This window comes from Streptomyces atroolivaceus (assembly GCF_000717025.1).
Classification (GTDB): Bacteria; Actinomycetota; Actinomycetes; order Streptomycetales; family Streptomycetaceae; genus Streptomyces; species Streptomyces atroolivaceus.
In genome coordinates this window covers 811,292-836,912 of sequence record NZ_JNXG01000002.1, presented here as the reverse complement: position 1 = coordinate 836,912, position 25,621 = coordinate 811,292, and the positions used below count along the sequence as shown (strand labels likewise).

Below are 25,621 nucleotides of genomic sequence, written 5' to 3'. Positions count from 1 at the left end.
ACGGTGGGCTCCGTGCCCCGGACCACCGCTTCCCCCCGCCGCAGCCGCCTCTTCCGCACCGCGGCCGCCTTCACCGTGCTCGTGGCCCTGGCCGGTTATCTGGCCGTGCAGTACCTCTCCGGCCACGAGGGAGCGCCCCGCTGCACCGTGGCCTCCGCCGACGGAGGCGAGGGGCGTACGTACGGGATGAGCCCCGCCCAGGCCGCGAACGCCGCCACGATCTCCGCCGTGGGCACCACGCGCGGGCTGCCGGAACGCGCGGTGACCATCGCGCTGGCGACCGCACTCCAGGAATCCGCGCTGCGCAACATCGACCACGGCGACCGGGACTCGCTCGGGCTCTTCCAGCAGCGCCCCTCACAGGGGTGGGGGACGCCCGCGCAGATCATGGACCCCGTCTATGCGTCCGCCGAGTTCTACGAGCACCTCGCCGAGGTCCCGGGCTACTCGCGGCTGCCGCTGACGGTCGCGGCCCAGCGCGTGCAGAAGAGCGGATTCCCGCAGGCGTACGCCAAACACGAGCCGGATGCCGCGCTGCTGGCCGCCGCGCTGACCGGACGCGCCCCCGCCTCGCTGACCTGCTCGCTGCCGGCGGCCGCCGACGGCCCCGGGGACGCGGCCGAGGTGCGGTCGGGCCTGGTGCGCGCCTTCGGGAAGGACGTGCTGCCCTCCGCCGGGTCGGCGGGCGCCTCCGCGGCGGGCACGGTGTCGGTGCCCGTGCGGGCCGAGGGCGACGCCACCTCCCGGCGCGGCTGGGAGCTCGCCCACTGGGCGGTCGCACAGGCCGGCACCCTGCGGATCGAAGAGGTCGCGTACGCGGGCCGGGTATGGACCACCGACACCGGCTGGCGGACGGAACGTAAGGAATCGGGCACCACCGCGGTCCGAATGCGGCTCGCTCAGTAGTACGGCCCGTCATCCCGTAGGGGTGGTTCGGCGCCCGCCGACACCTGCCCCCGGCACCCTTCTCGCACCCCCACCGTGCACCTCAATTCCCATGCTTACAAGGTGAAGTGACGGTTCATCAGGGGTCCGGGGAATGCACTGTTCGCCCGGGTTCCTCCGTTGCGGATTATCTGACGCATTACCCAGTCTTTACCTCGGTGGCCCGCAACCTTCCCTGCCCCACGACCGGTTGTTCAGTGCGTCCGATCACCGGACAGGCGGACTCCACATCCGCCGCGAACCGCTGACGTCCCGTCGAAGGAGCATCATGTCCCTCCCCCTGACCCGCAGGATCGCCCGTGCCGCGCTGCTGATCGCCGCAGGTGCGGCCCCCGTGGTCGGCGCGGCCGGTGCCGCGGGTGCCGCGGGGCTCCCGCAGACCCCCGCGCTCGGCGGCCTCACCTCGCTCGACGGTGCCGGGGTCAGCAGCACGCTGGACTCCGCCTCGAAGCAGGGTTCCGCGGTGGCGAACGAGACCGGCGGCAAGGTGGTCGGCACGACCCTTCCCGCCGCGGGCAAGGCCCTCGAGAAGGCCGGCACCGTTGCGGACGGCGAGCTCTCCGAGGACTCCCTGCCGACCAAGGGCCTGCCCACCAAGGGCCTCCCGATCGGCTGATCCGCCGGAACACGCGCCCTCGAGAACGCGCGAAGGGGCCTCGGGAGTGCGCACTCCCGAGGCCCCTCGTCACATCCGGGGCCGGCCGCCCCGCTCAGGACAGCCGCTCGACCGCGGCGTCCACGCGCTCGTCCGAGGCGGTCAGCGCCACCCGTACGAAGCGGTCTCCGGCCGGCCCGTAGAAGTCGCCCGGTGCCACGAGGACGCCGAGCTCCGACAGGTGCGCCACGGTCTCCCAGCACGGCTCGTCCCGCGTGGCCCAGAGGTAGAGGCTCGCCTCGCTGTGCTCGATCCGGAAGCCGTGGGCCTCCAGCGCCGCCCGCAGCACCGTGCGCCGCCGCGCGTATCGCTCCCGCTGCTCCGCGACGTGCGCGTCGTCGCCCAGGGCCGCGACCGTCGCCGCCTGGACCGGGGCCGGCGTCATCATCCCGCCGTGCTTACGGATCTGGAGCAGCTCGCCGAGGACGGCCGCGTCGCCCGCGACGAAGGCCGCGCGGTAGCCGGCGAGGTTGGAGCGCTTGGAGAGCGAGTGGACGGCGACGACGCCCTCGTACGTACCGCCGCAGACGTCCGCGTGGAGCACGGAGACGGGCTCCGCCTCCCAGCCGAGCTCCAGGTAGCACTCGTCGCTGAAGACCAGCACACCGTGCTCCCGCGCCCAGGCCACGATCCGGATCAGCTCGTCCTTCGGCAGCACGCGGCCCGTCGGGTTGGACGGCGAGTTGAGCCAGAGCAGCTTCAGGCCCTCCGGGTCCAGCTCCGTCGGGTCGTCGTAGACGACGGGCTCGGCGCCGCACAGCCGCGCCCCGACCTCGTACGTCGGGTACGCGAGCCGCGGGTAGGCGACCTTGTCACCCGCGCCGAGACCGAGCTGGGTCGGCAGCCAGGCGACCAGTTCCTTGGACCCGACCACCGGCAGTACGTTCTCGTGCTCCACACCCACCGCGCCGAGTCTGCGCTCCGCCCAGCCGGTCAGGGCGTCACGCAGCGCCTCGGTCCCCCACACCGTCGGGTAGCCGGGGCTGTCCGCCGCGGCGATCAGCGCCTGCTGGATCAGCTCGGGCACCGGGTCGACGGGCGTGCCGACCGACAGGTCCACGAGGCCGTCCGGGTGGGCCACGGCCGTCGCCTTGTAGGGCGCGAGCTTGTCCCAGGGGAAGACCGGGAGACGGGAGGAGACGGGAACTGCGGACACGGAACTCTGCTTTCTCGTACGGGGGACGTCGCGGCCCGGAAACACCTCGGTCCCGCACGGTGACGAGCCGTACGGGACCGGGCGGCGCTCGTGCGGCCGCTTACTGGTTCTGCGGCGGCAGCGCGGCGATGAACGCGTGGTCGCGCTCGATGAGACCCAGCTTGGAGGCGCCACCCGGCGAGCCGAGGTCGTCGAAGAACTCGACGTTCGCCTTGTAGTAGTCCTTCCACTCCTCCGGGGTGTCGTCCTCGTAGAAGATGGCCTCGACCGGGCAGACCGGCTCACAGGCTCCGCAGTCGACGCACTCGTCCGGATGAATGTACAAGGACCGGGAGCCCTCGTAGATGCAGTCGACGGGGCACTCTTCGATGCAGGCCTTGTCCTTCACGTCGACACAAGGCTGCGCGATGACGTAGGTCACGCTGTCGTTCCTCCTCGGTAGGGCGTTGGCTCTCGCGCGGGAGCGCGGCGTCGTCGATGCCCGCCCCTAGTATCTCCGTTCCGGGGCACGATCCGAACAGGAGGGGCAGACAAGGCTGTGGAATTCACTATGGGCGGACGGCTCGAGGTTCGCATGACGCCCGCTGACGTGGGCAAACGGGTCTCCCTGCGGCGCGTCACCGGTGACCCCGGCGAGGGCCCGAAGTTCACCGACACGGTCGGAGTTCTCACATCGTGGGACGACGAAGTGCTGTCCGTCACGACGAGGAGCGGCGAATCCGTCCGCATCGCGGAATCCACCCTGGTGGCGGGCAAGGTGGTGCCCCCGGCCCCCGCCCGCCGACGTGGCCCCGCCGCCTCCTTCGAGGAACTCGCCCGCGCCACCGCGCGTGCCTGGCAGCCCGTGGAGAGCGAACTCCTGGGCGACTGGCGGCTGCGTGCGGCCGGCGGATTCACCCGCCGCGCCAACTCCGTGCTGCCGCTCGGCGATCCGGGCCTCCCGGTCGGCGAGGCGCTCGGGCGTGTCGGGCGCTGGTACGGCGAGCGGGGCCTGCCCGCCTATGTCCAGGCCGCCACGGGCGCCGAGGGCACGCAGGAGCGGCTCTGCGCGGACCTGGAGGAGCACGGGTGGCGGCGTGAGGTGACGGCGGAAGTGCGGATCGCGGCCCTGGCGCCGGTGGGCGACCTGGCCGCGGACGTCTCCGCCGTACGGATGTCCCGGGAGCCGGACGACGCGTGGCTCTCCCGGTACCAGCGCTTCGAGGCACCGGGGCCTCATGTCCTGGAGGTGCTGGGCAGTGGCCCTTCGGTGTGGTTCGCCTCGGTGCCGGGCGACGGTCCGGCGGGAGTCCCCGCCGCGATCGGACGCTGTGTGGTGGACGGCCGCTGGGCGGGGTTCATGGCCGTGGAGGTGGGCCCGGAGTACCGGCGCCGCGGTCTCGCCACGGCCGTCATGACGGCGCTCGCCCGCACGGCTCTGGACGAGGGCGCCTCGGCCGCGTGGCTCCAGGCGGAGACGGACAATGAAGGTGCCCGTGCGCTGTACGACGGCATGGGCTTCGCCACCCACCACCACTACCACCATTTCCGGTCCGCGTAGCGGAGACAGCAGCAGGGGTACGTGTCACACATGAACGCCGAGGATCCCGTCACGGCCGGACGACGGCAGCGGTTCGCCGAGGAGGCGCGGGCCGAACGGCCGGATCTCGCACTGCTGTGCCTGCTGCTGGGCGCGGAGGCGTCCCCGCCCGCACCCGGGGAGGCCGATCCGTACGGCGTCGACGCGGCGCAGATCGAGCTGGACCGGCTGGCGGGGCTCCTCCCGTACGGGGCCCGCGACGCCCGCTCATGGGCGTCCGCGCTCGCCGAACTGCTCGGCGAACGCTGCGGTTTCGCGGGCTCGTCCCACGACTACCAGCGGCTGGACTCCTCCGTGCTCCAGCAGGTGCTGCGGCGCCGCAGAGGGCTGCCCATCCTGCTTTCCGTGGTCTGGATCGAGGTCGCGCGGAGGGCCGGGGCGCCCGTGTTCGGGGTGGCCCTCCCGGGCCACTACGTGGTCGGCTTCGGCGACCCGGCCGAGCGGGTGCTGGCCGACCCCTTCACCGGTGGCGCCCCGCTGAGCGGCGAGGACGCGGAGCTGATGGTGACGGGGGCGACCGGACAACGGCTGGAGCCGTCGATGCTCGTGCCCGCGAGGCCACTGGAGACGGTGCTACGGATCCTCAACAACATCCGGGCCTGGGCCGCGGCCCGCCCGGAGCGTACGGACGTCGCACTGTGGGCACTCGAGCTCTCCCTGCTGCTGCCTTCGCACCCGGCCAGACTCCGCTACGAGCGGGCCCAGCTCCTCGTGCAGCGCGGGGAGTTCCTGCGCGGGGCGGCGGAGATGGACGAGTACGCCGAGATCGTCGACGGCATCGAGCCGACGGCGGCCGAGGCCATCCGTCACCGCGCCCAGGCCGCCAGGGCGCTGCTGAACTGAACGCGTCAGGCCGGCCCTGGTCCCGTGGCCCGGGATCGGCTCCTCCCGCCCGGCCCCGGGACCGAGCGGTCATCCTGTGAATCCGGCCGCCGTGCGATCCAGGCACGGAACACCCTGAATGCCGCACCGGCGACGCCACTTGTCGCCCGAGCGCCGGCCCGTCGAGGCCCTTGATGCACACCTCTTGACGTGTCCAGGTCGACAACTCGGCCGACCGACGTCCCTGCAGGACGTGTCCGTACGCATCGGCGGCGCCGGCCCCGGCAAGGCGACCACCAGCATCGTGGTCAACAGCGACGACACGATCATCGGGCACACGTGGGTGTGGCGCGCCGACCACGGCGAGGGTGTCGGCTGGGAGACCAACCGCGCCGACCACGGCGTCCACGTCAAGGGCGACGACGTGCTGGCCACCGGCCTGTCCGTCGAGCACTTCGACAAGTACGACGTCCGGTGGTCGGGGGGGGGACGGGAGGACGATCTTCTTCCAGAACGAGAAGGCCTACGACGCCCCGGACCAGGCCGCCATCCAGAACGGCGACATCAAGGGCTACGCCGCCTACAAGGTCGACGACTCCGTCACCACCCACGAGGGCTGAGGCATGGGCAGCCACTGCTACTACGACGTCGGTCCGGCCATCCGCCAGCAGCACGGCTTCCAGGCCCCCGTGAAACCCGGGGTCAAGTTCCACGACCTGCTCGTCGTGTCCCTCGGCGGCCAGGGCCGGTACGACCACGTCGTCAACAACACCGGATCCCCCACGTCCGGTACGGACACCATCCCGTCCCAGGTGGTCTCCTTCCCGTAGCCACCGTGAGGGCCCGTGGATGAGCCGGAGGCCGGACGACGCCGCCCCCGCCCGGAGACCCGGGCGGGGGCGGTCGTGCGGATGCGTCGGGGGCCGGTCAGCCCTCGCCGTTCAGGTCGATCGCGACCGTGCGCTCGGCGGGGGTCTTGCCGAGCAGCGCGCCCTGCATGGCCTGGGCCACGTCACTCGAGCTGACCTGGTGCTTCTGCCCGTCACCCTTGGTGATCATGACGCCGTCGAAGACACCGTCCAGCAGGGTGTCGATCGCTTCCCTGTCGTAGACGGGAACCAGCTTGCCGTCGACCGGCTTCATGGACAGGATCTGCGGCAGGGACCTCGCGGGCCCGAAATCGATCTGCTTGGGCCCGGCCTTGATGGTGACCAGACCGGACATCGCCGGCTCGGCGAACTCCTTCATCGCCCGGTCCAGTTCGGCCTTGGTGATGGTGGGCTCGGTGGCGGCCACGGGCAGTTCGACGAGGGCCGGCTCACCGGTCTGGACCTGCGCACGGTAGGCATCGCGCACGGAGATCATCGACCGGCTGACATCCAGCGACTTCCCCGCCTTCCCCGGGACGGCCACGGCCTTGTTCGGCTCGAACCTGATCGTGCCGTCGTCGGCGGAACCGGAGACGCCCGCCAGGTCGGTCAGCGCGACCCCGAGCTTCTCCTCGTCGACCGGGATCACCGGGTCGGCGGGGCGTGCCCCGCCGAACAGGGAGCCGATCACCGAGACCGGGTTGTAGTCGCTGCCGGCGGCGCCCCGGACGGTCTCCTGGCTGTCCAGGGTGAGACCGGCCTTCTCGGGGGCGAGCTTCTCCTTCTTGCCGTCCACGGACAGCTGGAGAGGTGCCTGGGCCCGCTTGCCGAGGGCTGCCTCGAGCTTGGTGACCGCCTCCTCCTTCGTGCCGCCGCCGATGTCGACGCCGAGCACGGTGGTGCCCTTGGGCACCTCGGAGTGGTTCATCAGCAGTCCGGCACCGTAGGCCACGCCGAACAGCACGAAGACAGCCACGCCCAGCAGGACCAGCTTGGAGCGGCCCTTCTTGGCGGGCGGCGCGGCCTTCGGAGCGGGCCTGGGGGCGGGGGCGGGCGCCGGGGCACCCGGATCCGCCGGTCCGCCGCCCATGGGGCCCTCGGGCGGCCGGATCCCGCCGGGTCCGCCCGGGAACGGCGGGCGCGGCTCCGAAGGCACGACGGGGATACCGCTGGTGAGCGTGTCGCCCGAGACGTGGCCGCCGGATCCGGGCCCCGGGGCCGGAGCGGGAACCTGCGGCGTCAGGATCGCGGTGTCGTCCGACATCCGCGGAGGTACGGCACCGGGTCCGCCCGGCCGGGGCCCGGCCGGGCCGCCGGGCAGACGGTCGAGGTCCGGCGTCAGGGACGAAGTCCCGGTGACCGGACCGGTGGTGGGCCCGGAGGGACCCGGGCCGCCCGGCGGCCGCACACCGGGATGCGGCGCGGACCGCGGACCGGAGTCGAGGTCGTCCAGGGCGCTGCGGCCCGGTCGGGGGGCACCGCCCCGGTCGCCGGGCTGCTGCGGACCGTCCGGGAAGAAGGGCGAGTCCGTACGCGGCGGTGTCGGCCCGGAGTCACGGCCCGCACCGGGGCCGCCGCCGGGACCCTGACCCGGGCCCTGACCCGGGCCCGGACCCTGACCGGTGCCGGGACCCTGCCCCGGGCCCGGCACTCCCGGAGCAGAAGCGGCGGGAGCCGCACCGGGCACGGAGGCCGGGGCCTTGCGCGGGGCGAACCAGTCGCTGCCGCTCTTCTCCCTGGCCGGCTTCTCGGCCGGGGCCTCGGCCCCCGGGCCGCCGTCACGCGCGTCCGGACCGCCCCCGGGCGCCCCGCCGGGCGACGGCGCGGGTGCGCCGGGCCTCGGGGTGCTGCCGGTGCGCTCGGCGTCCGGACGGCCGCCGGACGGGTCCGTGTCACTCATCGGCGTACGCATGACGACGGGCGGAATCGGCCGCGAGCCCGGGATGTTGATCCGGATACGCGTCGTCAGCGTCGTCTCTGTTCTGGGCTCCTCGGGCTGAGGCGGGTCCGCAGGCTCCGGAGTCTCCTCCGGCCCGTCCTGGGACGGGTGCAGCGACGGATACTGGCGTGATCCGTACGGCGGCGTACCCGAGGGGTACGCGGCTCCTCCGCGCCCCTGGGGCCCGGAGGACGAACTGTCAGTTTCACGACTCAAAGCAGGTTCTCCCGATTGGCTCCGCCGCCCGTACTTCCCCCATGCCGCAGGCCAGGGGACGGCTCGGCGCGCGCACCACCATACTGGCCGCCCCCGCGGGACTCGCGGCCCCCGGGGGAAACAAGGATGCACCCATCACCGCGCGGAGTGGCAATCCGGCTGCGGACATACCACATCACGTGCCGCTTCGACCGGGGTCGTTGGCCGGAAGAGGCAGCCGCGACATCGTGGCACACATCACAGCGACGGCCATCCCTCCGAGCATGAAGAGGGCCAGGCCGATCTCCTCACCGAAGACGTAGTCGCCCTCGGGCCGCCCTCCGAGGAGGACGATGACGGCGACGAACCAGCCCACCGCCGGTACCAGCGCGCCGAGCTGTGTGCCGGTCAGCACCCGGCCGCCGTAGAACAGCCCCGCCGACGCCGCGAGCACGAGCAGCAACCCGCCCGGGAACAGGGCCGCCTGGAGGAGGGTGCCCGCGAGCCCGACGGCCGCGCCCAGCACCGCGAGGCCCACGTACAGGGGGATCCGTGCGGGGTTGAGGGGCGCGGCGAGACCGGTCGGGGCGGGGCTCCTGGGCGGGGCGTTGGTACGCGGTGCCTGCGACGAGGCTCGCGGCCTCTGCCTGCTGCTCATGTCTGCGCTCCTGGTGCGGGTGCCGGCTCCGGCACGCCCGCGAAGAGGTCGTGCTCCCGCACACCATCGTCCCCGCCCGGGGCGCCACGCACCAACTCGTAGTACTCGGTGGTGAAGACGGGCTGCCCCAGGTCGTTCGAAAGAGCGAAGAACGGTCCGTCCACGGCGATCTGGGTGGCGTGCGCCCGCATCGCCGCGGTCTTCGCCGCGGCGTACGCCGAACCGTCGATCTCCGTGGTGATCCTCGCGTCGTCCACGACACCGGGCACGTCGTCGACCGCGGCGATGCCCGGAAAGGCGCCGGAGGCGGTGTCACGCAGCCGCGCGAAGGCCTCCTCGGCCACGGAGCGGGGCACCCGGTTCCAGTAGACCTTGGCGATGGTGTGCGGGGCTCCGGCGCCGGTGCCGTACGAGGGATCGGCGGCCAGGTCCGCCGCGCGCATGGCGACGCGGTGCGCCTGGATGTGGTCGGGGTGCCCGTAGCCGCCGTCGGGGTCGTACGTGATCAGGACCTGGGGGCGCAGGGAGCGGATCACTCCGACGAGGTGGCCGGCCGCCTCGTCGAGCCCGGCGGCCCAGAAGGCGCCGGGCCGGTGGTTCTGCTCGGTGCCCATCATCCCGGAGTCGCGGAACCGGCCGGGGCCGCCCAGGAACCGGTGGTCGGTGACCCCGAGTTCCCGCATCGCGGCGGCGAGTTCGCCGATGCGGTGGGCCCCCAGGCCGCCGTCCCGGTCCGCGGCGAGGTGCGCGAGGCCCGGTGGGATGACCTCACCCTCCTCGCCGAGGGTGCAGGTCACCAGGGCCACGTGGGCGCCCTCGGCCGCGTACCTGGCCATGGTGGCGCCGTTGTTGATCGACTCGTCGTCGGGGTGCGCGTGCACCAGGAGCAGACGGCGGGCGGGAACGTCCTTCATGGGACCACCCTACGAGCAGGCCGCCCCACGGACCGAACGCCCCACGGCGTCCGGGGCTCCCGGCCCACCCGTCAGAACTTGATCCCCCCGATCATGCCTGCCACGTTCGACGTCACCTCGGAGATCGTCGGTGCGATCGACGAGCTCGCGAGGTAGAACCCGAGCAACATGCAGACCACCGCGTGTCCGCCCTTCAGTCCGGATTTCCGGATCAGCAGGAAGACGACGATCGCCAGCAGCACCACCGCCGAAATCGAGAGTGCCACGGCGGTTCACCTCCATCAGTACGGTCGGGACGGGCAGCACACATGGAGCCAGCAGGTTCTTACCCACCGAGCGCTACGGATCATAACTATCCGTGCCGACGCATTGATCGGGGCACAGCAGCACGAGGGGCGCACGGACCGGGCGCCGCGGGCTAGGTTCAGGGCCATGACCTCGCAGAAGCTGTCTTTTCCCCGCCAGCACGCCCGAACCCAGCGGTTCACTCTCGGCGCACCCCGGGCCTTCACCGTCTCACCGGATGGGACGCGGGTGCTCTTCCTCCGCTCGGCCTCCGGCACCGACCGGACGAACCGGCTCCTGGTACTGGACACCGGGACGGGCGAGGAGCGGATCGCCGCCGACCCCGACGTCCTGCTGGGCGGTTCGACGGAGAAGCTGTCACCGCAGGAGAAGGCGCGGCGCGAACGGACCAGGGAGGGCTCGGCCGGCATCGTGGGCTACGCGGTCGACGACGCGGTCGAGTTGGCCGCCTTCGCGCTCTCCGGGAAGGCGTACGTAGCCGAGTTGCGGGCGGGCACGGCGCGTGCCCTGCCGGTGCCCGGCCCGGTGATCGACCCGCGCCCCTCCCCCGACGGCCGGCACGTCGCCTATACCGCCCGGGGTGCGCTGCGCGTCGTGGGGGCGGAGGGTGACGGCGACCGGGCGATCGCCGAGCCGGAGGACGCGCACGTCTCGTACGGCGTCGCGGAGTTCGTCGCGGCCGAGGAGATGAGCCGCTACCGCGGGTTCTGGTGGTCGCCGGATTCGGACCGCCTGCTGGTCGCCCGGGTCGACGACAGCGCCGTACAGCGGTGGTGGATCGCCGATCCGGCGCACCCCGGGAGCAAGCCCGCCGAGGTGGGTTATCCGGCGGCGGGGACGGCGAACGCCGAGGTCAGGCTCTTCGTGATGGGCCTGGACGGGAGGCGCACGGAGATTGTCTGGGACCGTTCACGCTTTCCCTACCTCGCGCGGGTGCACTGGTCGTCGCACGGCGCCCCGCTGCTGCTGGTGCAGGCCCGTGACCAGCGCATCCAGCTGTATCTGGCCGTCGACACGGAGAGCGGCGCGACCCGTACGGTGCATGTCGACGAGGATGCCGTGTGGCTTGATCTTTTCGCCGGAGTGCCCGCGTGGGCGCCCGACGGGCGGCTCGTCCGGGTCGCCGACGAGGCGGGCGCACGGGTGCTCTCGGTCGGCGACCGGCCGCTGACCGGCGGCCAGCTGCACGTCCAGGCGGTACTGGACATCGGGGAGTCGGACATCCTGGTGCAGGCGACCGCGGGCGAGGGCGCGGCGGACCCGGAGACGGGACAGAGCCATGTGTACCGGGTCAACGAGCTGGGCGTGGAACGTGTCAGTGAGGGCGCGGGAGTGCACTCCGCGGTGCGCGGGGGCGGTGTGACCGTACTCGTGTCGGCATCCCTGGAACACCCCGGAACCGCCGTACGGGTGCTGCGCGACGGCAAGGGGGTCGCCACCGTGGCGAACCTCGCCCAGGAGCCGGTCCTGGCCGCGAGGGTGCGCCTGACGGAGGGGGGCGCACGGCGGATTCCGTGCGCCGTGCTGCTCCCCACCGGGTACAAGGAATCGGACGGTCCGCTCCCGGTCCTGATGGACCCCTACGGCGGCCCCCACGGCCGCCGGGTGGTCGCCGCCCACAATCCGCACCTCACGTCCCAGTGGTTCGCGGACCACGGTTTCGCCGTGATCGTCGCGGACGGGCGGGGCGCACCGGGCCGTTCGCCGGGCTGGGAGAAGGCGGTGAAAGACGATCTCACCCTGACACTCGACGACCAGGTCGAGGCGCTGCACGCCCTGGCCGGGCGCTTCCCGCTGGACCTCTCGAAGGTGGCTGTGCGCGGCTGGTCGTTCGGCGGCTACCTCTCGGCGCTGGCGGTGCTGCGGCGCCCCGACGTCTTCCACGCGGCCGTGGTCGGAGCACCGGTGACGGACTGGCGGCTGTACGACACCCACTACACCGAGCGCTATCTCGGCGACCCCGCGAGCCGGCCCGAGGTGTACGCCCGCAACTCCCTGGTGACCGACGAGGGGCTCTCCGAGCCGGCCGACGAGGTGCGGCCGATGATGATCGTCCACGGCCTGGCCGACGACAACGTGGTGGTCGCCCACGCGCTGCGGCTCTCTTCCGCACTGCTGTCGGCCGGACGCCCGCACGAGGTGCTGCCGCTGAGCGGAGTGACGCACATGACCCCGCAGGAGCAGGTCGCCGAGAACCTGCTGCTGCTCCAGGTGGACTTCCTCAGGCGGTCCCTGGGACTGCCCGTGGTGTAGGGACTGTCACCAGCCGGGGGGCGGGGACGCGGGCGGCGGTGGGTTGCCGCCGCCCCGCGGGTAGCCGTGGCCGGGCTGCGGGTAGCCGTAGCCGGGCGCCCCGCCCTGCGGGTAGCCGTGGCCCGGCGCCCCCTCCCACGGAGGGCCGTAGCCCTCGTTCTGCCGGTCGGTGCTCTCGAAACCCCCGCGCGCCAGGACGACGAGAGCCGTCACCCCGGCGAAGGCGAAGAGGAACGAGGTGAGCATGATGAGCTGCTGCTCGGCCGGCGCCTCCCCGAACTGTTCCAGCCATCCGTTGTCGACGTTCCGGCGATCCCGCATCCGCCGGAGACCAGCAGGAAGCCGGCGACGATCATGCCGAGCGGGCGGGCGTGAACGGCGCGGAAGAGCGCGGTCCACGCCACCACCATGCAGAGCCCCGCCAGTACCGCGCTGCTCCAGCCCGGCGGGGCGGCCGTCAGTCCGGTCGTGATGGCCTCCCCGCCGAGGAACCAGTCGGGGTGGAGCAGGCCGGGGAGCCGGAAGAACTGGCGGATCTCCCACCCGGCCATGACGGCTCCCGAGGCGCCGAGCACCAGGAAGGCCGCGACCCCGGCCCCGCTGCCGGGCCTGGTCGGCAGCGGTTCGTGGGAGTCCTCGGGCCGTCTGCGGCCCGCGGCTCCGACGACGACGAGTGCGAGGCCGGCGGCCAGGGCGACGAAGGTGCCGATCAGGGCCCGGGTGCGCAGTTCGTCACCGAACCTGCCGTCCATCCAGGACGAGCCGATGGTCCAGACGCCCGGCAGCCGCAGGGCGAGCGTGACCAGCCCGGTGACGACCAGCGTGGACGCGGCGACCGAGGAGCGCAGCGCGGCGGACAGGGCGAGGACGTACACGACGAGCAGCACCGGATCGGCCTGCACGGTGGCGGGCAGCTCCCTCGGCCACCCGCCGGTGTAACCGGCCCAGTAGCGCAGCAGGGCCGGCGCGTCACCGGCGGCCCGGAGATCCCGCACGATCCAGCCCGCGGCCAGGGCCGCGAGTACGGCGCACAGCACCGCTCCGGTGATCCTGGCTCCCCGTGTGAGTATCACCCCAGCGATACTCCACCGCGGTGCGCCGATGGACAAGGGGACCTGTGGGGGTGGGCGGGGACGGGTAACCGGCCGGGGCGACGTGATGAACGCCCCGGCCGGTTCACGGCACCCGCACGGCCGTACGTTCTCCATGGTGGGACGTCCGTATATCGGTGTGACAACGGTCAAGTTGCCTCCGTGTTAACGAACATGAGGCCTGTTCATCCCTGTTTGTCACCCGGGCCCCCGGTCGCTCCCGGCTCCGGGCCACCCGGGCCTCCGTCCTCCTCGCGCAGCGCCGGTGGCCGCCTGGCGCCGGGCTGTTCCCGCAGGTCTTCCTGTGGCACCACCTGCTTCTCCTCGGCGAAGTGGCACGCCGAGTCGTGCCGGGCGGGGGTGTCCGCCTCCCGGAAGACCGCCGGCACCGCCAGCAGCGGCACCTCCAGCTCGCACCTCTCCTGCGCCTTCCAGCAGCGGGTGCGGAAGCGGCAGCCGGACGGGATGTTCGCCGGGGAAGGGACGTCTCCGTGCAGGATGATCCGCTCGCGGTGCTCACGGGCCGTCGGGTCGGGCACCGGGACGGCCGAGAGCAGAGCCTGCGTGTACGGGTGCGTGGGGTGGTCGTAGATCTCCTCGTCCGTGCCGATCTCGACGATGCGTCCCAGGTACATGACGCCGACCCGGTCGGAGATGTGCCGGACGATCGACAGGTCGTGCGCGATGAAGAGGAAGCTCAGGTCGAACTCGGTCTGGAGCCGGTCCAGCAGGTTGACGACCTGCGCCTGGACCGACACGTCGAGCGCGGAGACCGGCTCGTCGGCGACGATGATCTCGGGGTTCAGCGCGAGGCCGCGGGCGATCCCGATGCGCTGGCGCTGACCGCCGGAGAACTGGTGCGGGTAGCGGTTGATGTACTCCGGGTTCAGACCGACGACGTCGAGCAGGTCCTGCACCTTCTGCCGGCGGCTCCCCTTGGGCGCCACCTCGGGGTGGATCTCATAGGGCTCCCCGATGATGTCGCCGACCGTCATACGCGGGTTCAGCGACGTGTACGGGTCCTGGAACACCATCTGGATGTTGCGGCGCACGGCCTTCAGCGCACGGCCGGACAGCTTGGTGACGTCCTCGCCCTTGTAGCGGATCACGCCGCCGGTCGGCGGCTCCAGGTGCACCAGCATCCTGGCGACGGTCGACTTGCCGCAGCCGGACTCCCCCACGATGCCGAGCGTCTCCCCCGCCGCCAGGTCGAAGTCGACGCCGTCGACGGCCTTGACGGCGCCGATCTGCTTCTTGAAGAGGATGCCCCGCGTCAGCGGGTAGTGCTTGACCAGGCCGCGCACCTCCAGGATCGGCTCACCCCCGGCGTGCGGCGCCGTTCGGCCCGCCTCCCCTGCCTCCGGGAGCAGGGTGGAGCCTGCGCCCCCGGTGTCCTCAGGTCCCGCGCCCTCAGCGCGCATCGAGCGTCTCCTTCCAGAAGTGGCAGGCGCTCCGGCGTTCCTCGTCCACGGTGTGGAGCGGCGGCACGTCCGTACGGCACACGGCCTGGGCCATGGGGCAGCGCGGGTGGAAGGCGCAGCCGGGCGGGATGTGCAGCAGGTTGGGCGGCAGGCCCTTGATCGCGTAGAGCTCCTGGCCCTTCTGGTCCAGGCGCGGGATCGACCTCAGCAGCCCCTTGGTGTACGGGTGCGCGGGCGCCTCGTAGATCTCGTGGACCGGAGCGGTCTCGACGATCCGGCCCGCGTACATCACCGCGATCCTGTCGGCGACGTCCGCGACCACGCCGAGGTCGTGCGTGATGAGGATGAGCCCCATGTTGAGCTCGCGCTGCAGTTCCGCGAGCAGCTCCATCACCTGCGCCTGGACGGTCACGTCGAGGGCGGTGGTGGGCTCGTCGGCGATGATGAGGTCGGGCTCCAGCGCCAGCGCCATGGCGATCATGATGCGCTGGCGCATGCCGCCGGAGAACTGGTGCGGGAAGTTGCCCACCCGCTCGCGCGCTGCCGGGATGCGCACCCGGTCCATCAGCTCGATGGCCTTGGCCTTGGCGTCGCCGCGGGACATACCGCGGTGCACGACGAACATCTCGCCGAGCTGCTCCCCCACGCTGAGTACCGGGTTCAGCGAGGACAGTGCGTCCTGGAAGATCATGGCCATCTCCTGGCCACGGATCCTGCGCCGTTGCTCGGGTTTGAGCTTCAGCAGGTCGTGGCCCTGGAAGAGGATCTCTCCCCCGCTGATCCTCCCGGGCGGGGTGTCGAGGATGCCCATGACCGCCTGGGCGGTGACGGACTTGCCCGAGCCGGACTCGCCGAGGACGGCGAGGGTCTCGCCCTCGGCCACCGAGTAGTTGACCCCGTTGACGGCCTTGGCCACGCCGTCCCGGGTGTGGAACTCCACGTGCAGATCGCGCACTTCGAGCAACATGGCAGCGGACTCCTCAGCGCAGCTTGGGGTCGAGGGCGTCGCGCACCGCGTCGCCGAGCATGATGAAGGCGAGCACGGTGACGGCCAGCGCCCCGGCGGGCCAGAGCAGCATGTGCGGCGCGTTGCGGACGTACTGGGAGGCGGCCGAGATGTCGATGCCCCAGGAGACGGCCGGCGGTTTCAGGCCGACGCCGAGGTACGAGAGGGTCGCCTCCAGCGAGATGTACGTCCCCAGGGCGATGGTCGCGACGACGATGACGGGAGCGATGGCGTTGGGCGCGATGTGGCGCAGCATCATCCGCGAGTTCGAGGCACCCAGCGCCCTGGCCGCCTGGACGTAGTCGTTCTGCTTGGCGGTGATGACGGAGCCGCGTGCGATACGGGCGATCTGGGGCCAGCCGAGCAGCACGATGAAGCCGATCACGGGCCAGACGGTGGAGCTGGTGACCACGGAGAGGAAGACCAGTCCGCCGAGGACCACGGGGATGCCGAAGAAGACGTCGGTGATGCGGGAGAGCACGGCGTCCCACACCCCGCCGAAGAAGCCGGCGAGGCCGCCCAGCACGCCACCGAGCAGCGAGACCCCGAGGGTGGACAGGACGCCGACGGTGACCGAGGTCCGGGCGCCGTAGACGGTGCGGGTGTAGACGTCGCAGCCCTGCCCGTCGAAGCCGAAGGGATGTCCGGGCCGGGAGCCCTCCTGTGCCCTGGCCAGGTCGCAGTCGAGCGGGTCCTGGGTGGCGATCAGTGACGGCCAGATCGAGATGATCACCAGGAACAGGATGATCAGTCCGGAGATGATGAAGACCGGGTTCCGGCGCAGGTCGCGCCAGGCGTCCGACCACAGGCTGCGCGGCTTGCCCGCGGGCCCGGTGCCCTCGGGGCCGCCCGGTGTCTTCTCCAGCGTGGTGCCCTCGTCCATCGCGAGGTCCATCGCCCCGCCCGCGCCGGCCCCCGAGATCGCTCCGCTGCCCGTCGTCCCGTCCCACGGCTTCTGCTCAGGCATAGCGGATCCTCGGGTCGAGTACGGCGTACAGGAGGTCGACGATCAGGTTCGCCGCCAGGAAGACGAGGACCAGGACGGTGACGAAGCCGACGACGGTCTGCGAGTTCTGGCGGAGGATGCCCTGGTAGAGCTGGTAGCCGACTCCGTGGATGTTGAAGATGCGCTCGGTGACGATCGCCCCTCCCATCAGCGCCCCCACGTCCGTGCCGATGAAGGTGATGACCGGGATGAGGGAGTTCCGCAGCAGGTGCCGCACGACCACCCGGCGCCTGGGGAGGCCCTTGGCCACGGCGGTACGCACGTAGTCGGCGCGGGCGTTCTCGGCGATCGAGGTCCGGGTGAGCCGGGTGACGTAGGCCAGGGAGACGGAGGCCAGGACGAGCCCGGGGACGATGAGCTCGTCGACCGGCGCCTCGGAGGAGACGGACGGCTTGATGACGCCCCACTCCACACCCAGGAGGAGCTGGAGCAGGAGGCCGGTGACGAACGTCGGTACGGCGATGACGACCAGGGTCAGGATCAGCACCACGGTGTCGACGGGCCGTCCGCGCCGCAGTCCGGTGACGACACCGAGGCTGATCCCGATGACGATCTCGAACACGATCGCGACGATGGTGAGCCGGATGGTGATGGGGAAGGCGGTGGCCATCAGCTCGGTGACCTTCTGCCCGTTGAAGGCCGTGCCGAAGTCACCGGTGAAGATGTTGCCCATGTAGGTCAGGTACTGCTGCCAGACCGGCTTGTCGAGGCCGAACTCGGTGCGCAGCCGGGCGGCGGTCGCGGGGTCGCACTGGCGGTCGCCGCAGAGGCCCGCGATGGGATCGCCCATCACGTTCACCATGAGGAAGATCAACAGCGTGGTGCCGAAGAACACGGGGATCATCTGCAGCAGCCGCCGGATCACATAACGTCCCATGAGGGGCTCCGGGGGTCGGGGTGAACGGGCGGAGGGACCGGAAAGCCGGGTGGCCGGTGCGGTACGCCGCACCGGCCCCCGGCTTCAGGGGGTCACTTGACCTTGATCTGGTCGTACACCGGGACGCTGAAGGGGTTCAGCGAGACGTTCTCGACCCTGTCCGAGTAGCCCGCGCTGCCGTTCTGGTACCAGAGCGGGATGACGGGCATCTGCTCGGCGAGGACCTTCTCCGCGTCCTGGAAGGTCGTGACGGCCTTGGCCTTGTCGCTCTCCGCGTTGGCCTTGTCGACCAGGTCGTCGAACTCCTGGTTGCTCCACTTGCCGTCGTTGGACGGGGCGTTGGTGTAGTAGAGCGGCTGGAGGAAGTTCTGGATCAGCGGGTAGTCCATCTGCCAGCCCGCACGCCAGGCTCCGGTCAGCTTCTGGGTCGAGACCTGGCTGCGGAAGTCGGCGAAGGTGCCGACGGGCCCGCCGACACACGCCTTGTTGTTGCCCAGGGCGTTGTTGATGCTGTTGCAGACCGCGTCGACCCACTCCTTGTGGGAGCCGGTGTCGGCGTTGTACGAGATCTTGAGCTGGCCGCCGGGGATGCCGCCGCCCTCCTGGATCAGCTTCTTGGCCTCCGCCTTGTCGTACTCGCAGGCGGGGCCGCAGAGGCCTTCCTTGAAGCCTCCCTCCTCGCCGAGGACCGGTGAGGTCCAGTCGGAGGCCGGAGTGCGGGTCTTCTGGAAGATCTGGTTGGTGATCTGCTCACGGTTGATCGCCATGGACAGGCCCTGACGGACCTTGATCGCGCCCGGGGTGTTCCAGGCCTTCTCGTAGAACGGGAAGGCGAGCGTCTGGATGATGCCGGCGGGCGTGTTGATGTACCGGTCACCCAGGTCCGCCTCGACGTTCTTGAGCTGCGAGGCGGGCACGTCGTCGACCAGGTCGAGGTTGCCCGCCGTCAGGTCGGTGTAGGCGGTGTTGTTGTCGGTGTAGACCTTGAGGTCGATGCCGCCGTTCTGCGCCTTGTCCGCACCGGGGTAGCCGTCCCACCGGCGCAGGTTCATGGACGAGCCCTTGGCGTACTGGTCGACGGTGTAGGGGCCGTTGCCGACCGGCTTGGAGAGCCAGGCGTCGTGATCGGTGTAGAAGGCCTGGGGCAGCGGCACGAAGGCCGCGTAGCCGAGGGTGTCGGGCCAGAGCGAGAACTTCTGGGACAGCTTGACCGTGAAGGTAGTGCCGTTGACCACCTTGAGACCGGACAGGGTGTCGGCGGACGCCTTGCCGGACTCCGGGTGCACCTTGTCGTAGCCGTCGATGTACTGGAAGAAGTAGGCGTTCTTCTGGTTGTTCTTCAGCGCGGCGCCGTAGTTCCAGGCGTCCACGAACGACTTCGCGGTGATCTTCTCGCCGTTGCTGAAGGTCCAGTTGTCCTTGATCGTGACGGTGAAGTTCTGCGAGTCCGTCGTGTCGATCTTCTCGGCGATCTCGTTCTGGGCCTCGCCGGTCTTCGGGTCGTACCGCACGAGCCCGCGGAAGAGCATGTCGAGGACCTTGCCGCCCTGCACCTCGTTGGTGTTCGCCGGCTCCAGGGGATTCTGCGGGTCACCCCAGGACGAGCTCACGATCCCGTCGGCGCCACTGCCGCCGCCGTCGTCGCCGCCGCCGCAGGCCGTGGCCGTCAGCACGACAGCGACGGCGCATGCGGCCCACCTGGCCTGTGTGGCTCCGCGCATGGAGTGCCTCCTAGGGTTCCCTTGAGTGGCTCAATGCCCCATATCACCCCATATGACACTCCGTCGCATGTCCTTGTCCGCCGTACGTGGCTGCCGGAACGACAGGACGCCCGGCCCCTCGGGGGCCGGGCGTCCTGGTCGGTCGTATCCGAGTGCTACGCCGCGTGCACGACGTCCTTCTCCTCGGCGAAGTGGCATGCCGACTCGTGCGCCGCCGGCGTGTCCGAGGCCTTGAAGCGCTCGGGGATCGCCAGCAGCGGCACCTCGGTGGCGCACTTGTCCTGCGCCTTCCAGCACCGGGTACGGAAGCGGCAGCCGGACGGCGGGTTCGCCGGCGACGGGACGTCACCGGAGAGGATGATCCGCTCGCGGCCCTCACGGGCGTCGGGGTCCGGAACGGGGACCGCCGACAGCAGCGCCTGGGTGTAGGGGTGCGTCGGGTGGTCGTAGATCTGCGTGTCCGTACCGATCTCGGCCATCTTGCCGAGGTACATGACACCGACCCGGTCCGAGATGTGCCGGACGATCGACAGGTCGTGCGCGATGAAGAGGTAGGAGAGGTTGAACTCGTCCTGCAGCTTCTCCATCAGGTTGATGACCTGCGCCTGCACCGACACGTCGAGCGCGGAGACCGGCTCGTCGCAGATGATGATCTCCGGGTTGAGCGCGAGGCCGCGGGCGATCCCGATGCGCTGGCGCTGACCGCCGGAGAACTGGTGCGGATACCGGTTGATGTACTCCGGGTTCAGACCGACGACGTCGAGGAGGTCCTGCACCTTGCGGCGCCGCTCGCCCTTCGGGGCGGCCTCGGGGTGGATCTCGAAGGTCTCCCCGATGATGTCGCCGACCGTCATACGCGGGTTCAGCGACGTGTACGGGTCCTGGAACACCATCTGGATGTTGCGGCGCACGGCCTTCAGCGCGCGGCCGGACAGCTTGGTGATGTCCTGGCCCTTGTAGAAGACCTCACCGGCGGTGGCCCGCTCCAGCGTCATCAGGAGCTTGGCGACCGTGGACTTGCCACAGCCGGACTCGCCCACGATGCCGAGGGTCTCGCCCTGGTAGAGGTCGAACGAGATCCCGTCCACGGCCTTGACCGCGCCGACCTGCTTCTTGAACAGGATGCCCTGGGTCAGCGGGAAGTGCTTGACCAGGTTGCGGACCTGGAGGATCGGCTCGCCCTGCGCGACCGGCGCGTCCAGGGCGGCCACTGCCTCCGTATCGGTGGCCGCGTTGACCGTCGCCACTTCGGTGACGTTCGGGGTGGCGTCCACGGACTCCTTGTCGAGCTCAGCCATGGATCGTCTCCTTCCAGAAGTGGCAGGCGCTGCCGCGGCCGACCAGCTCGGTACCGTCCTGCTCGGTCACCGGGCGCAGCGCCGGGACCTCGGTACGGCAGATGTCCTGCGCCATCGTGCAGCGCGGGTTGAAGGCGCAGCCGGACGGCACGTGCAGCAGGTTGGGCGGCAGGCCCTTGATCGCGTAGAGCTCCTGGCCCTTCTGGTCCAGGCGCGGGATCGACTCCAGCAGACCCTTGGTGTACGGGTGCGCCGGGCGCTTGTAGATCTCGTGGACCGGAGCGGTCTCGACGATCCGGCCCGCGTACATCACGGCGATCTTGTCGGCGACGTCCGCGACGACACCCAGGTCGTGCGTGATCAGGATCAGGCCCATGTTGAAGTCGCGCTGGAGCTCCGCGAGCAGGTCCATGACCTGGGCCTGGACCGTCACGTCGAGCGCCGTGGTGGGCTCGTCCGCGATGATCAGGTCGGGCTCCAGGGCGAGTGCCATCGCGATCATGATGCGCTGGCGCATACCGCCGGAGAACATGTGCGGGTAGTCGTTGACCCGCTCCTTGGCCGCCGGGATACGCACGCGGTCCATCAGCGCGATGGCCTTGGCCTTGGCGTCCTTCTTGGAGAGGCCCTGGTGGACGCGGAACATCTCGCCGAGCTGGTAGCCCACGGAGAGGACCGGGTTCAGCGAGGAGAGCGCGTCCTGGAAGATCATGGCGATCTTCTGGCCGCGGATCTGCCGGCGCTCCTCGTTGGACATCTTGAGCATGTCCTGGCCGCGGAAGAAGATCTCCCCCTTGGGGATGCGGCCCGGGGGCATGTCCAGGATGCCCATGACCGCCTGAGCGGTCACGGACTTGCCGGAGCCGGACTCGCCGAGCACGGCGAGGGTCTCGCCCGCGCTGACGCTGTAGTTGACTCCGTTGACGGCCTTGGCGACGCCGTCGCGGGTGTGGAACTCCACGTGCAGGTCGCGGACTTCGAGCAGCGGGCCGCTCTCGTCGTTCGAACCACGCGGAGCAGGAACATCCGCCGTCTTGTCGATGATGGTCATGTACGCCTCCCTCAGCGCAGCTTGGGATCGAGGGCGTTGCGTACCGCATCGCCGAGCATGATGAACGCCAGAACGGTGATCGACACCATGACCGACGGGATGATCAGAACGAACGCGGCGTTACGCAGCTGCTCCTGGCCGGAGGAGATGTCGACACCCCACGACACGGTCGGTTCGGCGAGGCCGATGCCCAGGAAGGACAGGGTGGCCTCGGCCGAGATGTAGCCGCCGAGCGCGATGGTCGCGACGACGATCACCGGGGCGATCGCGTTGGGCAGGATGTGCCGGAGCAGGATGCGGGTGGTCGAGGCGCCCAGCGCCTTGGCCGCCATCACGTAGTCGGCCTGCTTGATCGTCAGGACGGAGCCGCGTGCGACACGGGCTATCTGGGTCCAGCCGAGGAAGGCCAGGGCCAGGATGACGACCCAGATCTTGCGCTCCTCGAACGAGGTCAGGACGACCATCGCACCGAGGATGAAGGGCACGCCGAAGAAGATGTCGGTGACCCGGGACAGGATCGTGTCGATCCAGCCGCCGAAGTAGCCGGCGAGCATGCCGACCACGGTGCCCAGGATCGTGACCAGGGCGGTGACGATGACGGCGACCATGATCGAGGCACGGGCGCCGTAGACGACACGCGCGTAGATCGAGCGCCCCTGGATGTCGTACCCGAACCAGTCCTCCTGGAAGAAGTTCCCCCACTTGGGCTTCTGCAGGTAGTGGTTGGCCAGGTCCGCGTAGCGCGGGTCGGCACCGGTGAACAGGCCGGGTGCTATCGCCATCACCAGCAGGAAGAAGATCAGGACGGCCGATACGACGAACAGCGGGCTGCGCCGCAGGTCGTGCCAGGCGTCCGACCACAGGCTGCGGGGCTTGCCCACCTTGGCGGCGGGAGCCGGGGCGGTGACCTCGGCGGAGGTGCCCGCGGGGGTTTCCTTGAGCGTCTCAGGCATAACGGATCCTCGGGTCCAGGACCGCGTAGAGCAGGTCGACGACCAGGCTGGCGACGAGATAGACGACGACGATCAGGGTCACGATGCCGACCACGGTGGCGCCCTCACGGTGCCGGAGCGCGTCGAAGACGTTGTAACCGACACCCTTGACGTTGAAGATGCCCTCGGTGACGACGGCCCCGCCGAGCAGGGCACCGAGGTCGGTGCCGAGGAAGGTGACCACGGGGATCATCGAGTTGCGCATCAGGTGGACGCCGACGATGCGACGGCGCGGCAGCCCCTTGGCCACGGCGGTGCGCATGTAGTCGGAGCGGAGGTTCTCCGCGACCGAGGTGCGGGTCAGTCGTGCCACGTAGGCGAGTGACAGGGACCCGAGGACGACAGCGGGCAGGATCAGCTCGTCGGAGCTCGCTTCGAGACTCACGTTGGGCTGGACCCAGCCGAGCTGGAAGGCGAAGAAGTACTGGCCGAGGAAGCCCAGGACGAAGGAGGGGACCGAGATGAGCAGCAGCGTCAGGACGAGCAGACCACGGTCGCGAAGGGTGTCGGCCTTCAGACCTGCGAAGACGCCCATGGAGATACCGACGACGACCGTGAAGATGAAGGCAAACAGGGCCAGCCGGACCGTGATCGGGAACGCTTCCGAGATGATGTCCGCGACCGGCCGGCCGCTGGCGATCTGCGTGCCGAAGTCACCTTGGAAGAGACCGACGAGATAGTTCCAGTACTGGTGCCAGAGCGGCAGGTCGAGCCCGAGCTCCTTCTTCATTGCCGCGATCTGCTGCGGGTCGACGGTCTGTTCACCTGCGAGTGCGCGCACGGGGTCGCCGGGCAGCGCGTACATCATGGAGAAGACCAGCAACGTTGACCCGAGGAAGACCGGGATCATCTGGAGCAGTCGCCGCGCGACGTAACGCCCCATGTTTGCCTCCGATAGGGATAAAGCAGCCCAGGGGCCGCCCTCCGGATGCGGAGAGCGGCCCCCCGGGACCTACTGCCTGGTGTGGGCGGCTGACGGCCGAGTGGGGGCCCTCAGGCGTTACTACTTGGCGACGGTGACTTCGGTGATGTTGTAGTCACCGTGGAAGTCGATCGTCACGTTGTCGACAGCCTTGGAGTAACCACCGTTGGTCTTGTACTCCCAGAGCGGGATCGCCGGCATCTTCGTCAGGACGAGCTTCTCGGCCTCCTGGTAAGCCTTGATCGACTCGTCCAGGGTCTTGGCGTTGTCGCCCTTCTTGAAGGCCGCGTCGACCTCCTTGTCGGAGAACCGGCCGTTGTTGGCCTCGGCGGTGGTGCCGTAGAGCTCCCGCATGAAGTTGACGTTCAGCGGGTAGTCGGCCACCCAGCCGCCGCGGTACATCGACTTGACCTGGTCGTTGTCACGCGCTTCCAGGTCGGTCTGGAAGTCCGGCTTGGCGTCCGGGACACAGTCGACCCCGGTCGAGTTGCGGATGGACTCGCAGACCGCGGTCACCCACTCCTTGTGGCCACCGTCGGCGTTGTACTGGATCCAGATCTTGTTCTCCGGGACGCCACCGCCCTCGGTGACGAGCTGCTTCGCCTTGGCCGGGTCGAACTTGAACACGTCGGTGCCCAGGTCCTGGTTACCGGCGACGCCCGGAGGCGTGAAGCTGGTGGCGGGCTTGCGGGTGTTGTTGAGCACCGTCTTGGTGATCGTGTCGCGGTCGATACCCATCGACAGACCCTGGAGGACCTTCGGGTCGATGTCCTTGAAGGTCTTCGAGTAGAAGGTCGGGACCAGCGACTGGATCGCCGCGTACGGCTCGTCGATCGCCCGGTCGCCGAGGTCGGACTTGTACTTCGGGAGGTCCTTCGGGCCGACCTGGCGGATCATGTCCAGGTTGCCGGAGAGGAGGTCCTGGTACGCGGCCTCGACGGTCGCGTAGTTCTTGAAGAGGACACCCTTGTTCTTGGCCTTGTTCGGGCCCTGGTAGTCAGGGTTGGCCTTGACCTGGATGAGCTTCTTGTGGTCCCACTTCTCGAAGACGTAGGGACCGTTGCCGACCGGGGCCTGGCCGAACGCCTTGGTGTCCTTGTAGAACATCTCGGGCAGCGGCGCGAAGGTCGCGTAGCCGAGCTTGTACTCGAAGTACGGGACGGCCTGGTTGAGCTCGATGGTGAAGGTGGTGTCGTCGACGGCCTTCAGGCCGGACATCTCCGTGGCCTTCGGGTCACCCTTCTCGGGGTGGACGTCCGCGTAGCCCTTGATGTCCTCGAACCAGAACGCGTTCTGCTGGGCGTTCTTGATGTTGGCGTACCAGTTCCACGCCTTGATGTACGACTCGGACGTGACGGGGGTGCCGTCGTGGAACTTCCAGCCGGGCTTGAGCTTGACGGTCCACGTCTTGGAGTCGGTCGTCTCGACGGACTCGGCGTTCGTGTAGACGATCTTGCCGTCCGCATCGAAGTCGAGCAGCTGGGTGAAGATCGACTGGATGACGTAGCTGCCGAGCGACTCGTTCGTGTCGGCCGGGATCAGCGGCTTCTGCGGCTCGCCGACGTCGATGGACACATAGCCCTCGGGCTTGCCCTTCTCCTTCGATGCCGAGTCGCTGTCACTGTCTCCGCCGCCACAGGCAGTCGCGGCCAGGGCGATGATTGCCGCTCCCGCGACCCACTTGGCGCTCTTGGCACCGCGCATGGGTTTCCTCCTCATGAGTCCACTTTTGACTACAAGAGGGGCACTGGAGAGATCCACCGACACCCCTGACGGTGATCGTTTTCAGTGCCCCGAGTGTGCTCGTGAGTCCGCACTCCCCACAGTGCGCCGACCCATTGACCCGAGCTCAATGGAGCCAACTATTAAGTAACACCGGGCTGTAAACCACACTTAAAGGGTCTCGGTTTGACAACATCCAGAAGCCATGGTTGCCCGAAATCCG

General features: G+C 70.0%; 23 protein-coding genes and 1 pseudogene. 6 read left to right on the top strand and 18 right to left on the bottom strand.

Features of this window, described 5'->3' with window-relative positions; all coding sequences use genetic code 11:
* Positions 1 to 12: 12 nt before the first annotated feature.
* Complete coding sequence (locus OO67_RS07105) at positions 13 to 906, top strand: VldE C-terminal domain-containing protein (protein WP_033298758.1); 894 nt, start codon at positions 13 to 15, stop codon at positions 904 to 906.
* 307 nt (positions 907 to 1,213) lie between these two features.
* The gene (locus OO67_RS07100; protein WP_033298066.1) at positions 1,214 to 1,561 is read left to right on the top strand and encodes a hypothetical protein; all 348 of its coding nucleotides are present in this window, start codon (positions 1,214 to 1,216) and stop codon (positions 1,559 to 1,561) included.
* 94 nt (positions 1,562 to 1,655) lie between these two features.
* On the opposite strand, the gene dapC is transcribed toward OO67_RS07100, so the two are convergent.
* On the bottom strand, positions 1,656 to 2,756 hold the full coding sequence (dapC, locus tag OO67_RS07095) for a succinyldiaminopimelate transaminase (protein WP_033298065.1): 1,101 nt from the start codon (positions 2,754 to 2,756) through the stop codon (positions 1,656 to 1,658).
* Positions 2,757 to 2,856: 100 nt separating this feature from the next.
* Positions 2,857 to 3,177 carry a ferredoxin gene (gene fdxA, locus OO67_RS07090; RefSeq protein WP_014154250.1) on the bottom strand — a complete coding sequence of 107 codons (321 nt, stop codon included), beginning with the start codon at positions 3,175 to 3,177 and terminating at the stop codon, positions 2,857 to 2,859.
* A gap of 117 nt (positions 3,178 to 3,294) precedes the next feature.
* Here fdxA and OO67_RS07085 point away from each other — a divergent pair, with 117 nt between their 5' ends.
* The 3 genes and pseudogenes from OO67_RS07085 to OO67_RS36290 form a co-directional block, all read left to right on the top strand.
* Positions 3,295 to 4,296, top strand: coding sequence for a GNAT family N-acetyltransferase (locus tag OO67_RS07085; RefSeq protein WP_033298064.1), 1,002 nt, complete (start codon positions 3,295 to 3,297; stop codon positions 4,294 to 4,296).
* Positions 4,297 to 4,326: 30 nt separating this feature from the next.
* A complete protein-coding gene (locus tag OO67_RS07080; RefSeq protein ID WP_033298063.1) occupies positions 4,327 to 5,178 on the top strand; it encodes a transglutaminase-like domain-containing protein in 852 nt (283 codons plus the stop codon).
* Between the two features lie 214 nt (positions 5,179 to 5,392).
* Positions 5,393 to 5,987: pseudogene (locus tag OO67_RS36290) on the top strand (coagulation factor 5/8 type domain-containing protein); the annotation flags it as partial.
* A 97-nt stretch (positions 5,988 to 6,084) separates the two neighbouring features.
* Here OO67_RS36290 and OO67_RS07065 read toward each other — a convergent pair.
* From OO67_RS07065 to OO67_RS07050, 4 genes are all read right to left on the bottom strand, one after another.
* Positions 6,085 to 8,181 carry a hypothetical protein gene (locus tag OO67_RS07065; protein WP_208860971.1) on the bottom strand — a complete coding sequence of 699 codons (2,097 nt, stop codon included), beginning with the start codon at positions 8,179 to 8,181 and terminating at the stop codon, positions 6,085 to 6,087.
* A 175-nt stretch (positions 8,182 to 8,356) separates the two neighbouring features.
* A complete protein-coding gene (locus OO67_RS07060) occupies positions 8,357 to 8,818 on the bottom strand; it encodes a DUF6113 family protein (protein WP_033298056.1) in 462 nt (153 codons plus the stop codon).
* Entirely contained in the window at positions 8,815 to 9,732 is a 918-nt protein-coding gene (gene mshB, locus OO67_RS07055; protein ID WP_033298054.1) for an N-acetyl-1-D-myo-inositol-2-amino-2-deoxy-alpha-D-glucopyranoside deacetylase, read from the bottom strand. Before mshB ends, OO67_RS07060 begins: the two co-directional genes overlap by 4 nt.
* Before the next feature lie 71 nt (positions 9,733 to 9,803).
* Positions 9,804 to 9,998, bottom strand: a complete 195-nt coding sequence (locus OO67_RS07050; RefSeq protein WP_014154257.1) for a hypothetical protein — start codon at positions 9,996 to 9,998, stop codon at positions 9,804 to 9,806.
* 166 nt (positions 9,999 to 10,164) lie between these two features.
* Here OO67_RS07050 and OO67_RS07045 point away from each other — a divergent pair, with 166 nt between their 5' ends.
* Positions 10,165 to 12,291, top strand: a complete 2,127-nt coding sequence (locus OO67_RS07045; protein WP_033298052.1) for an alpha/beta fold hydrolase — start codon at positions 10,165 to 10,167, stop codon at positions 12,289 to 12,291.
* Between the two features lie 6 nt (positions 12,292 to 12,297).
* Here the strand turns inward: OO67_RS07045 and OO67_RS39565 are convergent, their stop codons facing one another.
* From OO67_RS39565 to OO67_RS06990, 12 genes are all read right to left on the bottom strand, one after another.
* A complete protein-coding gene (locus OO67_RS39565; RefSeq protein WP_244300055.1) occupies positions 12,298 to 12,537 on the bottom strand; it encodes a hypothetical protein in 240 nt (79 codons plus the stop codon).
* Entirely contained in the window at positions 12,501 to 13,364 is an 864-nt protein-coding gene (locus OO67_RS07040; RefSeq protein ID WP_244300053.1) for a hypothetical protein, read from the bottom strand. Before OO67_RS07040 ends, OO67_RS39565 begins: the two co-directional genes overlap by 37 nt.
* 203 nt (positions 13,365 to 13,567) lie before the next feature.
* Positions 13,568 to 14,803 (bottom strand): ABC transporter ATP-binding protein, encoded by a 1,236-nt coding sequence (locus OO67_RS07035; RefSeq protein WP_033298050.1) that lies wholly within the window; start codon positions 14,801 to 14,803, stop codon positions 13,568 to 13,570.
* Positions 14,793 to 15,770 carry an ABC transporter ATP-binding protein gene (locus OO67_RS07030; protein WP_033298049.1) on the bottom strand — a complete coding sequence of 326 codons (978 nt, stop codon included), beginning with the start codon at positions 15,768 to 15,770 and terminating at the stop codon, positions 14,793 to 14,795. The genes OO67_RS07035 and OO67_RS07030 overlap by 11 nt, the downstream gene beginning before the upstream one ends.
* Positions 15,771 to 15,783: 13 nt before the next feature.
* Positions 15,784 to 16,776, bottom strand: coding sequence for an ABC transporter permease (locus OO67_RS07025; RefSeq protein WP_033298048.1), 993 nt, complete (start codon positions 16,774 to 16,776; stop codon positions 15,784 to 15,786).
* The gene (locus OO67_RS07020; RefSeq protein WP_033298047.1) at positions 16,769 to 17,692 is read right to left on the bottom strand and encodes an ABC transporter permease; all 924 of its coding nucleotides are present in this window, start codon (positions 17,690 to 17,692) and stop codon (positions 16,769 to 16,771) included. The genes OO67_RS07025 and OO67_RS07020 overlap by 8 nt, the downstream gene beginning before the upstream one ends.
* Before the next feature lie 92 nt (positions 17,693 to 17,784).
* Positions 17,785 to 19,413, bottom strand: a complete 1,629-nt coding sequence (locus OO67_RS07015; protein WP_033298046.1) for a peptide ABC transporter substrate-binding protein — start codon at positions 19,411 to 19,413, stop codon at positions 17,785 to 17,787.
* 155 nt (positions 19,414 to 19,568) lie between these two features.
* A complete protein-coding gene (locus OO67_RS07010; RefSeq protein WP_033298045.1) occupies positions 19,569 to 20,711 on the bottom strand; it encodes an ABC transporter ATP-binding protein in 1,143 nt (380 codons plus the stop codon).
* On the bottom strand, positions 20,704 to 21,762 hold the full coding sequence (locus OO67_RS07005) for an ABC transporter ATP-binding protein (protein ID WP_033298044.1): 1,059 nt from the start codon (positions 21,760 to 21,762) through the stop codon (positions 20,704 to 20,706). Before OO67_RS07005 ends, OO67_RS07010 begins: the two co-directional genes overlap by 8 nt.
* Before the next feature lie 11 nt (positions 21,763 to 21,773).
* Positions 21,774 to 22,715, bottom strand: a complete 942-nt coding sequence (locus tag OO67_RS07000; protein ID WP_033298043.1) for an ABC transporter permease — start codon at positions 22,713 to 22,715, stop codon at positions 21,774 to 21,776.
* On the bottom strand, positions 22,708 to 23,637 hold the full coding sequence (locus OO67_RS06995) for an ABC transporter permease (protein ID WP_033298041.1): 930 nt from the start codon (positions 23,635 to 23,637) through the stop codon (positions 22,708 to 22,710). Before OO67_RS06995 ends, OO67_RS07000 begins: the two co-directional genes overlap by 8 nt.
* 120 nt (positions 23,638 to 23,757) lie before the next feature.
* Positions 23,758 to 25,380, bottom strand: a complete 1,623-nt coding sequence (locus tag OO67_RS06990) for a peptide ABC transporter substrate-binding protein (RefSeq protein ID WP_033298039.1) — start codon at positions 25,378 to 25,380, stop codon at positions 23,758 to 23,760.
* Positions 25,381 to 25,621 lie beyond the last annotated feature (241 nt).

Bases quoted from the DNA above. Each gene is read 5' to 3' on its own strand.
- OO67_RS07100 (WP_033298066.1), top strand. From the start codon at position 1,214: ATGTCCCTCCCCCTGACCCGCAGGATCGCCCGTGCCGCGCTGCTGATC.
- OO67_RS07080 (WP_033298063.1), top strand. From the start codon at position 4,327: ATGAACGCCGAGGATCCCGTCACGGCCGGACGACGGCAGCGGTTCGCC.
- OO67_RS07060 (WP_033298056.1), bottom strand. From the start codon at position 8,818: ATGAGCAGCAGGCAGAGGCCGCGAGCCTCGTCGCAGGCACCGCGTACC.
- mshB (WP_033298054.1), bottom strand. From the start codon at position 9,732: ATGAAGGACGTTCCCGCCCGCCGTCTGCTCCTGGTGCACGCGCACCCC.
- OO67_RS07045 (WP_033298052.1), top strand. From the start codon at position 10,165: ATGACCTCGCAGAAGCTGTCTTTTCCCCGCCAGCACGCCCGAACCCAG.
- OO67_RS39565 (WP_244300055.1), bottom strand. From the start codon at position 12,537: ATGCTCACCTCGTTCCTCTTCGCCTTCGCCGGGGTGACGGCTCTCGTC.
- OO67_RS07035 (WP_033298050.1), bottom strand. From the start codon at position 14,803: ATGCGCGCTGAGGGCGCGGGACCTGAGGACACCGGGGGCGCAGGCTCC.
- OO67_RS07030 (WP_033298049.1), bottom strand. From the start codon at position 15,770: ATGTTGCTCGAAGTGCGCGATCTGCACGTGGAGTTCCACACCCGGGAC.
- OO67_RS07025 (WP_033298048.1), bottom strand. From the start codon at position 16,776: ATGCCTGAGCAGAAGCCGTGGGACGGGACGACGGGCAGCGGAGCGATC.
- OO67_RS07020 (WP_033298047.1), bottom strand. From the start codon at position 17,692: ATGGGACGTTATGTGATCCGGCGGCTGCTGCAGATGATCCCCGTGTTC.
- OO67_RS07015 (WP_033298046.1), bottom strand. From the start codon at position 19,413: ATGCGCGGAGCCACACAGGCCAGGTGGGCCGCATGCGCCGTCGCTGTC.
- OO67_RS07010 (WP_033298045.1), bottom strand. From the start codon at position 20,711: ATGGCTGAGCTCGACAAGGAGTCCGTGGACGCCACCCCGAACGTCACC.
- OO67_RS07005 (WP_033298044.1), bottom strand. From the start codon at position 21,762: ATGACCATCATCGACAAGACGGCGGATGTTCCTGCTCCGCGTGGTTCG.
- OO67_RS07000 (WP_033298043.1), bottom strand. From the start codon at position 22,715: ATGCCTGAGACGCTCAAGGAAACCCCCGCGGGCACCTCCGCCGAGGTC.
- OO67_RS06995 (WP_033298041.1), bottom strand. From the start codon at position 23,637: ATGGGGCGTTACGTCGCGCGGCGACTGCTCCAGATGATCCCGGTCTTC.
- OO67_RS06990 (WP_033298039.1), bottom strand. From the start codon at position 25,380: ATGCGCGGTGCCAAGAGCGCCAAGTGGGTCGCGGGAGCGGCAATCATC.